The organism is Brooklawnia sp., assembly GCF_032229645.1.
Taxonomy (GTDB): Bacteria; Actinomycetota; Actinomycetes; order Propionibacteriales; family Propionibacteriaceae; genus Brooklawnia.
This window is the reverse complement of the sequence record NZ_JAVTWX010000089.1, coordinates 1-7,349: the sequence shown is the minus strand read 5'-3', so window position 1 is coordinate 7,349 and position 7,349 is coordinate 1. Positions and strand designations below refer to the sequence as shown.

Annotated in this window: 6 protein-coding genes; 5 read left to right on the top strand and 1 reads right to left on the bottom strand. The window is 64.8% G+C overall.

Annotated features, from left to right (window positions below):
- Nucleotides 1-28 precede the first annotated feature (28 nt).
- From AAFP05_RS06775 to AAFP05_RS06765, 3 genes are read left to right on the top strand one after another with little or no spacing between them, the layout of a single operon-like run.
- The gene (locus tag AAFP05_RS06775) at nt 29-586 is read left to right on the top strand and encodes a DciA family protein (RefSeq protein WP_341729095.1); all 558 of its coding nucleotides are present in this window, start codon (nt 29-31) and stop codon (nt 584-586) included.
- A gap of 48 nt (nt 587-634) precedes the next feature.
- On the top strand, nt 635-2,563 hold the full coding sequence (locus tag AAFP05_RS06770) for a hypothetical protein (RefSeq protein ID WP_341729092.1): 1,929 nt from the start codon (nt 635-637) through the stop codon (nt 2,561-2,563).
- Nucleotides 2,560-3,084, top strand: a complete 525-nt coding sequence (locus AAFP05_RS06765) for a hypothetical protein (protein WP_341729091.1) — start codon at nt 2,560-2,562, stop codon at nt 3,082-3,084. The genes AAFP05_RS06770 and AAFP05_RS06765 overlap by 4 nt, the downstream gene beginning before the upstream one ends.
- A 27-nt stretch (nt 3,085-3,111) precedes the next feature.
- On the opposite strand, the gene AAFP05_RS06760 is transcribed toward AAFP05_RS06765, so the two are convergent.
- Nucleotides 3,112-3,846, bottom strand: a complete 735-nt coding sequence (locus AAFP05_RS06760) for a hypothetical protein (protein WP_341729090.1) — start codon at nt 3,844-3,846, stop codon at nt 3,112-3,114.
- Nucleotides 3,847-4,204: 358 nt separating this feature from the next.
- Between AAFP05_RS06760 and gyrB the strand changes: the two genes are divergently transcribed.
- Together gyrB and AAFP05_RS06750 are read left to right on the top strand one after the other, a co-directional pair.
- Nucleotides 4,205-6,178 (top strand): DNA topoisomerase (ATP-hydrolyzing) subunit B, encoded by a 1,974-nt coding sequence (gene gyrB / locus AAFP05_RS06755; RefSeq protein WP_341729094.1) that lies wholly within the window; start codon nt 4,205-4,207, stop codon nt 6,176-6,178.
- 121 nt (nt 6,179-6,299) lie between these two features.
- Nucleotides 6,300-7,349 (top strand): DNA gyrase subunit A (locus AAFP05_RS06750; RefSeq protein ID WP_341729093.1); only part of this gene is annotated, 1,050 nt, incomplete at its 3' end.

Sequence of the window (7,349 nt, the reverse complement as noted above, 5' to 3'; positions counted from 1 at the left end):
CGATCGTCGCGCTACCGAGCCGGACGATATCGCCGAGCCGGACAACATCTCGGTCTTTCCCGAACCGCTCGAGGCCGATGACCATGACCCACTCGGTGTCGAGGTCGCCACCCACATCGCGCACGGCGTGGCCGGGATACTGCCGCCACCGCGGGGTGTGAACTCTGGACGAAGGCGCCGTCGTCGTCCGGAGTTGAGCGAGCAGCGATCGGGTTCGGGGCCCGACGACCGCGACCCGCATCCCCTGAAAGACGCGCTGAATCACCTTGTCAGCAGGCGGGGGTGGCAGACCCAACTGGGATTGCGCAGGCTGCTGGAAAGCTGGCCGCAGATCGTCGGACCGGTCAATGCCCAACACGCCCAACCTGTCGGCTTCGAGAACAAGGTGCTCTTTGTGCGGGCCGAATCGACCACCTGGGCGACCGCCCTGCGGCAGATGGCCCCGCAGGTGGTGGCCAGATTGAATGCCGAGTTGGGCGATGGCGCGGTGGTGCGCATAGACGTGCGTGGGCCGGCGGCTCCAAGTTGGTCGCACGGACCCCGTGCGGTGCGCGATGGCCGCGGACCTCGCGACACCTATGGCTGACGCACCGAAGCGCGCAGCCGTAGCCCACCTCCACCTAGACTGATCGCGATGTCGTTCCTGCGCGCATGGTGGAGCCAGCTCACCAGCCTGATCAGCCGGACCCTGCGGGTCTGGTGGCAGGTATTGCCCAAGATCATCATCGCCTGGGTGATCGGCTGGCTGATCTACCGGATCGCATTGACATTGACCGCCCCGATTCAAGAGACGCATCCTTGGCTGACGGTGGTCATCTTCAGCAGCGGGCTGGTGGCCCAGCTTGCGGCCATCATCGTCGCCATCCGGATCGCCGGCGAACCCGCGGGCCTGTGGGAGGCACTCCCAGATGCGGCCGCCCGCATCGGACGTGACGAGCCGCTGGTCAAGGTCGTCAGCCTGGCGCTGCTGCCGTTCGTCGGCGTCTATTCGGTCTTCGGCGGCATCGACGAAGCCACCTATCAGCTCTTCATCCAAGGCGCGCTCGAATCGACCACGCTGCTCAACCCGCAGTCGGCCACCACGGTGCTCGATCCGACCACGGCTCGCCAGCGGTGGATCATCGCCGCAGTCCTGGTCGGCAGCTATCTGATGCGACGCGGTCTGGAGACGGCCGCTGAGCGTACCGGACGCTGGATCTTCGGCCTGGTCGGAGCCCTCGTCGAAGGCTTCTTCTCGGTGGTACTGATCTTCGGCGGGTCCCGGATGCTCGGTGATCTGGGAGTCTGGCTGCGCGACCGGGTCTTCTTCGGTTGGCTGCTGGACGCCCAGGACTGGATCGTGGGTGTGCTGGCGAGGCTGCACCTCTCGATCCCGGCCTTCCTGAGCGCGCTGTGGCATGCCTGGACGCAGTATCTATGGCCGCTGATCAACGACGCCATGCTGGCCCCGCTGCTCTGGCTTGCTGCGACCGGCCTGGTCTTCGGAACCTATCTGCTGTCGGCAGCCGAGCTTTGGGAGATAGGCGGAGAACGTGGTGTTCACAGCCCGCTGGCACGGCGCAGCCAGCGCCTGGCCCGCCTGGAGAGCCGCGGGCTGACAGCCAGCCAGGGCAGCCGCGCCACCATCTTGGAACTCGTCGAGATCTTCGTCGGCGATCTGGAAGCCCGCATCATCCCGTTCGTCCAGTCGTTGCGCCATGTGCTGCGGGTGGGGCTGCCATTCATGGGCGCGTTCATCCTGCTCTACTCGATAGTGTCGGCGATCCAACCGTTGCTCTTCCTGGGTGTACGCGGCCTGATGGGTGGCAATGTCTTCGGCTTCTGGTTGCGGATGCAGCCACCTCTCGGCCTGCTGAGCGGGATCATCGGCGAGCCACTGCGCATCAGCCTGCTAGCGGTCGCCATGACGATGACGCTGACCCCCAGTCAGCAGCGTCACGACCAGCCGGCATTGGCTCAGCCGGCACCGGCCGGGCGTCGGACGGCGGGTCGCAGGCTGGTTGCCTTCGTGGTGACGCTGGCGTGCATCCTGGCTGCCGGGGCCGTCACCGGGAAATCCGGGGACGAAGCGGACACCGACCTCAAAGAAGCTGCACCGGGCGAGACGATCGAAGTCTTGAAGGGCCAGCCGATGCGGGTGACAGGGCTGGATTCGGGGACCCGGCTGGAGATCTCGGGCGATGAGCAAGAGGGGTTGGTCACCGAGGCGCTCTTCTTGGGCGTGGACCTGGAGATGAGCAGCTTTGCTCGTCCGATCGGTGGGATCGGCTGCCAGCTATATGCGCCGGGCGACGACGGTGAGCTGGTGCTGGTCGACTCACCTGTGCAGGACTCGTTCGTGACCCCCCAGCTCGGATTCACCGAGCGTATCCGGATCGTCTTCGAGCGCCCCGCCGACGGTCTGACCGGTAGTCGGCTGCATTGTGAGCCCACCGGGTTTTACCTGGCCTTCGAGCCGGAGGTCGTCCTCGATCTTGGTATCGACGACGGGTTGCAGGCCGAACTGGCCTCGAAGACCGGACCCATGGTGGTCCCCGACCCTGTCTTCGAGGTGGCGCGATGAGAGGCCGCGGACGAGGATTCTGGTGGTTGCTGGCCTGTCTCACGGTGGCGGTGGCGGTGGGGTTCTGTGCCTGGCTGGCTCGGGACCTCTACCTCAAGCCACGCGTGCTGGAGCCGGGTGAGCCCTATACCGACCCGCTCGGCGTCAGCTATACCGTGCTCGGCCGCGAACTGCTGGACAGGCTTCCCGATGGCCCCGACGACACGATCCAATCGGTGCCGGGCGCGGTCTTCGTGAGCTATGCCATCGCGGTCGACAACTACGTTTACGTGGAGGACAGCGACATTTCCACGGTCTGCAGCTTCGAACTCGTCTCGGCCTCGGGAGAGGCCTGGGAAGCCGAGTGGAACGATGATCCGTCGCACGATCGCATCTGCCGCACCGATCCTGACGAGATCACGCCTAGCCAGCAGGTGGTGCTGAGCTTCCAAGTGCCCGAGCAGATGCTCGATCAGATCGTCGGACTGGTCTGTGATTCGGTGCCGGGCAAGCAGTTCCCGGTCATCTCCGAACCCCGGTGAGCTCGTCCAATCTGGCTGGACGACGGTTCAGCGCGCTACGTGCCGCAACGGCAGCTGTACCCGATACCCATCGGCGGCCGCATTCCAGGTCTTCGAGGTGTCCTCGTCGTTCTTGACGTTGTTCTCCTCGGTGAACTGCAGCCGCCAGAACAGAATCGTGGCGGTGTCGGCATCCAGGGCCTCGATGGGCAGGGAATACCGCACCACGCAGGGCACTGCCGGGACCCCCGGCGAAAGCACCTCGCGCGTCCTACCGAAGTTCAGTCCGTCGTCCACACCGATGGTCACCATCGTGTCGCTCGACAGCAATGCCTCACCATTCAGCCGGACCCCGGCGAACGAATTGCGACCGATGGCGTAGTGGACCGACCCTTCCGAATGCTCGGAGGTCAGTCGGCAGGTGGCGGCCGCCTCGATCTGCGTCTGTTCACCGAGGTCGTAGCTGATCGCATTCAGCACCGTCAGCTCAACCGGGCCCAGGTCGAGCGGCTCGCCTGTGTGGCGGTCGACCATCACCTGGCGCACGCTGAAACCGCCCCCGGCCCAGATGCCGCCGGCAATGACCATCGATACGGCGATCACGATGATCAGCGCCTTGGCCGCGGTCGGCAGCCGGAATCGCGCCTGTCTGGCAGGCATCGGCACACCGGACGGTTGCTGGTCGGGCGACGGCGGAGCCCAAGACTGTCGAGGTTGCTCGGGGTGCTCGGGTCTGGGCAACTCCTCGTCCGGCCAGATCGCGCGCCGTGGACCCTGACTCATGCCAGCCAGTTTAGGAGATCCTGGGCCCCCACCACCGCGCACACCGACGAACCGCCACAGGCGTTCTGAGGGGCCCGACCCCGATATGGGACCGCCTCGACGGGCTCGCGGGGCGTTCACGAGGCCTTGGCGGGCCCGACAGGGGTAGTTCTGGGGAGCCGAGATGGTCACCAGCTGAGATCTATAGGGCACAGATGGTAGGATTCTGTAGTTGGGACGGGTCGCCTTTGAGGCCTGTGGGCCCGATCGCCCACCGCAGTACAGCGCGGTTCCGAGAGCTACGAAGGAGCTTCTGTCGGTGAGTGATCTGGCGAATAGTGCTGTGCCCGACGATATCGACTTCGGTCCCGAACTCGAAATCAGCGACGGTGCCGAGAATGCCCGGGTCAAAGGCGAGTACGGTGCCGCAGAGATCCAGGTGCTCGAAGGTCTTGAGGCCGTGCGCATGCGCCCCGGCATGTACATCGGGTCGACCGGCGAACGCGGCCTGCATCACTTGGTTTACGAAATCGTCGACAACGCGGTTGACGAAGCCCTGGCCGGCTACTGCGACCAGATCAGCGTGGAGCTTCTCGACGGCGGCGGTTGCCGGGTGATCGATAACGGCCGCGGCATCCCGGTCGCGCTGCACCCCACCGAGGGCGTCTCCAGCCTGACGCTGGTGCTGACCGTGCTGCATGCCGGCGGCAAGTTCGGCAACGGCGGCTACAAGGTGTCCGGCGGTCTGCACGGTGTCGGCAGTTCCGTGGTCAACGCGTTGTCCGGACGGATGATCGCCGAGGTCTACCGCGATGGCTACCACTGGCGGCAGAGCTTCACCCTGGGCACCCCGGACGCGGTCGTCGAGCGGCTGGAGGCAACCACCGAGACCGGCACCACGATCACCTTCTTCCCCAGCTCCGAGATCTTCGAGACGACGAGCTTCAACTACGAGACACTGGCGACCCGGTTCCGCGAGATGGCCTTCCTCAACAAGGGCCTCAACATTCGGATCACCGATCTGCGTAAGAACCATGTGGACGAAGACGGCAACCCGCTGAACGACGAGTTCAAATTCGATCATGGCCTGGTCGACTACGTGCAATATCTGAACAGCTCCCGCGATGAGCTGACCAGCATCATCGACGTCGAGGCGCACTCGAGCGATTTGGGCATGGGCCTGGAACTGGCCATGCAGTGGAACACCGGCTACAGCAACTCGCTGCACACCTTCGCCAACACCATCAACACTCACGAAGGCGGCACCCACGAAGAGGGCCTGCGCGCTGCGCTGACCACCACCGTCAACAAGTGGGGTGAGAGCTGGGGTCTGATCCGCAAGAAGGAAGACCGGGTCGGCAACGAGGACATCCGTGAAGGCCTGACCGCGATCTTGTCGGTGAAGATGGCCGAGCCTCAGTTCGAGGGCCAGACCAAGACGAAGCTCGGCAACACCGAGGCGCGTGGTTTCGTCCAGCGGGTGGTCAACGACCGGCTGGGCGACTGGATGGAGCGCAATCCTGCCGAGGGCAAGGAGATCGTCCGCAAGGCGATCTCGGCGGCCACCGCGCGGGTGGCGGCGCGCAAGGCCCGCGAGGCTGCCCGAAGTCGCAAGGGGCTGCTCGGCGGTGGCGGGTTGCCCGGCAAGCTGTCGGACTGCTCGTCCAACAACCCCGAAGAATGTGAGGTCTTCATCGTCGAGGGTGACTCGGCGGGCGGCTCCGCCAAGGGCGGACGCAACCCGCGCATCCAGGCGATCTTGCCCCTGCGCGGCAAGATCTTGAATGTCGAGAAGGCTCGCATCGACCGCATCTGGGCTAATAGGGAGGTCGAGGCGATCATCAACGCGCTCGGCACCGGCGTCCACGACGACTTCGACATCAACAAATTGCGCTACCACAAGATCGTGCTGATGGCCGATGCCGATGTCGATGGCTCGCATATCCGCACCTTGTTGCTGACCCTGCTCTTCAGGTTCATGAAGCCGCTGATCGACGAGGGTCACGTCTATCTTGCCCAGCCCCCGCTGTTCAGGTTGCGCTGGACCAACGCCCCGCACGAACTGGCCTATAACGACAACGAACGCGATGCACTACGTGATGCCGGTAAGGCCGCCGGCAAGAAACTGCCGAACATCAACCCCATCCAGCGATACAAGGGTCTGGGTGAGATGGACGCCTCCGACCTGTGGGAAACGACCATGGATCCCGATGGCCGGGTTTTGTTGCAGGTGACGTTGGATGATGCTGCGCGCGCCGACCAGATGTTCTCCATCCTGATGGGCGAAGACGTCGAAGAGCGCCGGTCCTTCATCCAACGCAACGCCAAAGACGTCCGTTTCCTCGACATCTGACAAGGACTGACACCAAGTGAGCGAAACTCCGCAGGGTCCGAACGGGCCCGATGATCCCGGCGAGAACCTGGACGACGAGATTCTCGGCGGTGGCGTCGAGGGTCGTACCGGCGGCAATCCCGTGAGCGAGCAGGACGCGGCGGGCGAGGCCGAAGGCACGATCACCGAGCCGCGCAAGGGCATTGTCGAGCAGGTCGATCTGCAGACAGAGATCCAGAACTCCTATCTCGAATATGCGATGAGCGTCATCGTCGGGCGTGCGTTGCCGGACGTGCGTGACGGCCTGAAGCCGGTACACCGCCGGGTGATCTACGCGATGTACGACGGCGGCTATCGTCCCGACCGCGGCTGGAACAAGTGCTCGCGCGTCGTCGGCGAGGTCATGGGCCTGTATCACCCACACGGCGACTCCGCCATCTACGACACCTTGGTGCGGCTCGCTCAGCCGTGGGTGATGCGTGCGCCACTGGTCTCGGGCCAAGGCAACTTCGGCTCGCCCGGCAACGATCCCGCGGCGGCCATGCGGTACACCGAGTGCAAGATGGCACCGCTGGCCATGGAGATGGTCCGCGATATCGGCGAGAACACCGTCGATTTCCAGGACAACTACGACGGACGCGAGCAGGAGCCGACCGTGCTGCCGGCTCGCTTCCCGAACCTGCTGGTGAACGGGTCGTCGGGTATCGCGGTGGGCATGGCCACGAATATCCCCACGCACAATCTGCGCGAGGTCAACGAGGCCGTGCAGTGGTCGCTGGAGCACCCGGAGGCTCGCCCCGAGGAGCTGCTTGAAGCGGCGATGGCGTGTATCAAGGGCCCCGACTTTCCCACCGGCGCGCTGATCGTCGGGCGTCAGGGCATCGAGGATGCTTACCGCACCGGCCGCGGCTCGGTGACGATGCGCGCGGTGATCAATGTCGAGGAAGACTCGAAGGGTCGTACCTCACTGGTGGTCACCGAGCTGCCGTATATGTGCAACCCGGACAACCTGGCCCAGAAGATCGCCGACCTGGTCAACAACGGCCGGCTGACCGGCATCGCCGACATCCGCGACGACACCTCGGCCCGCACCGGGCAGCGACTGGTCATCGTGTTGAAGCGCGACGCTCAACCCCGCGTGGTGATGAACAACCTGTACAAGCACACCCAGCTGCAGGACACCTTCGGCTGC

What these genes read in the sequence shown, in the direction of transcription:
- AAFP05_RS06760 (WP_341729090.1), bottom strand. Translation starts at nt 3,846, where the DNA reads ATGAGTCAGGGTCCACGGCGCGCGATCTGGCCGGACGAGGAGTTGCCC.
- AAFP05_RS06770 (WP_341729092.1), top strand. Translation starts at nt 635, where the DNA reads ATGTCGTTCCTGCGCGCATGGTGGAGCCAGCTCACCAGCCTGATCAGC.
- AAFP05_RS06765 (WP_341729091.1), top strand. Translation starts at nt 2,560, where the DNA reads ATGAGAGGCCGCGGACGAGGATTCTGGTGGTTGCTGGCCTGTCTCACG.